Here is a 2,668-nt window from a genome sequence, read left to right on the forward strand (position 1 = left end):
CGAGGCCGAGCCCGTGCGTCGCGTCGAGGGCCACCGCGACCGCGGACTCCAGCGCGGCCGACGACGACAGGCCGGCGCCGAACGGCACGCACGAGTCGACCGCGACGTCGAACCCGCCGACGTCGTGGCCCGCCTCGCGCAGCGCCCACGCGACGCCCACGACGTACGACGGCCAGCCGTCGACCGTGCGGGGCGCGACGTCCGCGAGGCGCACCTCGCGCAGCCGGCCCGCGTCCTGGGCGGACACCAGGCGCACGCGGTCGTCGTCGCGCCGTCGCACCGCGACGTACGTGCGGTGCGGCAGCGCGATCGGCAGGCACAGCCCGCCGTTGTAGTCGGTGTGCTCGCCGATGAGGTTGACCCGGCCCGGTGCCGACCAGGTGCCGTCGGGCTCCGCGTCGAACGACGCGGTGAACAGCGCCCGCGCCCGCTGCGCACCCTCCTCGGCCGACCACGCGTCGACCCACGTCGCCGCGCTCATGCGAGGTCCTGGAGACGCGCCGCGATCCGCTCGGGCGTCGTGTCGTTGACCCACGCGCCCAGGCCCGACTCGATGCCGGCCAGGTACTTGAGCTTGTGCGGCGCGCGCAGCACCGAGAACACCTGCAGGAACAACCGGGACACCTCGCGACCCTCGTGCACGGGCGCCTGGTGCCAGCCCGCGATGTACGGCAGGGGGATCGCCGACTCGTCGTCGACGAAGAACAGGTCGAGGCGGCGCAGCAGCTCGAGGTAGACGTCCGCGAGATCCGCGCGCTCGGCGTCGGTGAGCGCGGGCAGGTCGGGCACGTCGCGACGCGGCGCGAGGTGCACCTCGACGGGCCAGCGCGCCGCGAACGGCACGTACGCGACCCAGTGCTCCGACTCCAGGACGACCCGCGTCCCGGCGCGCAGCTCCGCGTCGAGCAGGTCGCGACCCAGCAGGCGCCCGGTCGCGTCGTGGTGCGCCTGCGCCTGGGCGACCATCGCGGCCGTGCGCGGTGCGAGGTACGGCAGCGCGTAGATCTGGCCGTGCGGGTGGTGCAGCGTGACGCCGATCTCCTTGCCGCGGTTCTCGAACACGAACACCTGCTCGATGCCCGGCAGCGCGCCGAGCGCCTCCGTGCGGTCCGCCCAGGCCTCGACGATCGTGCGCATGCGTCGCGGTCCGACCGTCCGCAGCGACTGCGTCGGGTCGGACGAGAAGCACACGACCTCGCACCGCCCGGCGGCGGGTCGGACCGTCCACAGCTCCTCGCCGTCGGCCGCGGTCGGCTCGTCGACGACGCCCGGCACCGCGAGCAGCGACGGGAAGCGGTTCTCGAACACCACGACGTCGTAGTCGGTGTCCGGGATCTCGCCGTCCTGGTACGTCGCGCCCGGACGCGCCGGGGCGAGCGGGTTCGCGTCGGCGGGCGGGAGGAACGTGCGGTTCATGCGGTGCGCGGCGATCGCGACCCAGTCGCCCGTCAGCGGGTCCCGGCGCAGCTCCGGCCCGGTGATCGGGTGCGCGACGCCGTGCTCGTCGACGACCGGCGCGAACCGGTCGGGGAGCGGGCGCGGGTCGTCGAGCCGACGCGTCGCGGCGCCCGAGACGTAGGGCTCGCTGTCGTCGAAGTACACGAGCTCGCGGCCGTCGGCCATGTGCGTGACCGTCTTGCGGACGGCGGGGGTGGTGCTCACGGGCGCTCTCCGGGGGTGGTGGTGGCGGGCGTGGTCGTGGAGGTGAGCTGGAGTCGGGTCGCGTCGGCGACGACGCGGCGGGCGTCGTCGGGCAGACCCTCGTCGCTGAGCAGGACGTCGACCTCGTCGAGCGTCGCGATGCGGGCGAGGCCGGTGACGCCCCACTTGGTGTGGTCGGCGAGCACCGTGGTGGCCGCCGCGGCCGCGATCAGCGCGCGGTTCGTGGCCGCCTCGGCGAGGTTCGGCGTCGTGAGGCCGTCCGCGTCGACGCCGTGCACGCCGAGGTAGGCCCGGTCGACGCGCAGGCGTGCGAGCGTGGCGTCGGCGACGGGGCCGACGAGCGCGTCCGACGGGGTGCGGACGCCGCCCGTGAGGATCACCTCGAGCCGGTCGTCACCGGGCGTCGCGCGGTGCAGGACGTCCGCGGCGCCGACCGCGTTGGTCACGACCGTGAGCGGGCGCAGCGCGGGCGTCGCGGCGACCAGCTCGGCGAGCAGGTGCGTCGTCGTGCCCGCCGACAGCGCGATCGACTGACCGGGCTCGACCGTCGCGAGCGCGGCGCGGGCGATCGCACGCTTCTCGTCCTGCGCCCACGTGCGCTTCGCCTCGAAGCCCGGCTCGTCGGTGGGGCGGCCGCCCGCGTCGGGTGCGACGGCCCCGCCGTGCACGCGGCGGACCAGGCCGGCGCGCGCGAGCTCCGCGATGTCCCGCCGGACGGTCATGTCGGAGACGTCGAGGCTCACGACGAGGTCGGCCACCCGGGCCGCGCCGTGCGCCCGGACGACCGCGAGGATGTGCTCCTGCCGCTGGCTCGCCAACACCCCGACATCATCACACACAACCGAACAACTTCAAACAGTCGCCGGCATCCCCGGCCGCTCCGCGCGACGCGTGGCGGCGACGCCCGCGGTCGTTCAGCGGGCGGAGGGTGTGAGGCCCAGGGAGCGGCCGGCCAGGTTGCGACGGCGCGACGACAGGCCGTAGACGAGCGAGAACGTGAGCCCGG

General features: G+C 75.3%; 3 protein-coding genes. All 3 read right to left on the reverse strand.

What is annotated here, in order from left to right:
- On the reverse strand, positions 1–481 hold a 481-nt coding region (locus HGA02_RS15755), incomplete at its 3' end, for a galactokinase family protein (RefSeq protein WP_281357197.1).
- Positions 478–1,623: a galactose-1-phosphate uridylyltransferase gene (gene galT, locus HGA02_RS15760; RefSeq protein ID WP_168680028.1), complete on the reverse strand. Its 1,146-nt coding sequence runs from the start codon at positions 1,621–1,623 to the stop codon at positions 478–480. The genes HGA02_RS15755 and galT, both read right to left, overlap by 4 nt.
- 35 nt (positions 1,624–1,658) lie before the next feature.
- Complete coding sequence (locus HGA02_RS15765) at positions 1,659–2,483, reverse strand: DeoR/GlpR family DNA-binding transcription regulator (protein ID WP_343035518.1); 825 nt, start codon at positions 2,481–2,483, stop codon at positions 1,659–1,661.
- Positions 2,484–2,668: the final 185 nt, after the last annotated feature.

This window comes from Cellulomonas septica, assembly GCF_012396155.1.
Taxonomy (GTDB): Bacteria; Actinomycetota; Actinomycetes; order Actinomycetales; family Cellulomonadaceae; genus Cellulomonas; species Cellulomonas septica.